This is a genomic window from Burkholderia sp. Ac-20365, assembly GCF_017104715.1.
In the GTDB taxonomy this organism is placed as follows: domain Bacteria; phylum Pseudomonadota; class Gammaproteobacteria; order Burkholderiales; family Burkholderiaceae; genus Paraburkholderia.
Window position 1 is genome coordinate 1 of sequence record NZ_JAAGPI010000114.1, and the last position, 780, is coordinate 780.

General features: G+C 66.0%; 1 protein-coding gene. It reads left to right on the forward strand.

What is annotated here, in order from left to right; genetic code table 11:
- Positions 1-780, forward strand: a 780-nt coding sequence (locus G3O01_RS44855; RefSeq protein ID WP_241024805.1) for an ABC transporter substrate-binding protein, incomplete at both ends; no start/stop codon positions are given.

The window sequence follows — 780 nt, forward strand, 5'->3', positions numbered from 1 at the left end:
TCGTGCTGGTGTTCGCCGCGCCCGCGCCGAAGCGCGGCGGCAAGATCCGGGTCGCGAACGAAGCCGGCTCGACGGCCGATACGCTCGATCCGGCCAAGGGCCCGACGGGCGCGGCCTCTACCCGCTTCTTCATTTTCTACAGCGGCCTCACGCAGCTCGATGCGAGCCTGACGCCGCAGATGAACCTCGCCGAATCGCTGCAGACGACCGATGCGAAGACGTGGATCATCAAGCTGCGCAAGGGCGTCACGTTCCACGACGGCAAGCCGGTGGGCCCGGCCGACGTGGTGTTTTCGCTGATGCGCCACAAGAACCCGGCCACCGCGTCGAAGGTCAAGACGCTTGCCGAACAGTTCACGGATGCGAAGGCTAGCGGCCCCGACGAAGTCACGTTGACGCTCGCCAGCGCGAACGCCGATCTGCCGGTGATCCTCGCGACGCCGCAGCTCGTGATCGTCAAGGACGGCACGACCGATTTCTCGACCGGCATCGGCTGCGGCCCGTACAAGCTGAAGTCGTTCAAGCCGGGCGTGTCGACCGTCGGCGTGCGCAACGACAGCTACTTCAAGCCGGGCAAGCCGTATCTCGACGAGATCGAGCTGATCGGCATCAGCGACAGCGCCGCGCGCCTGAACGCGCTGCTGTCGGGCGACGTGCACCTGATCAACGCGATCGATCCGCGCTCGACGCAGCGGGTCTCGTCGACGCCGGGCTATGCGCTGAAGGAGACCAAGTCGGGCCTCTATACCGACCTGATCATGCGCAGCGACAACCCGATCG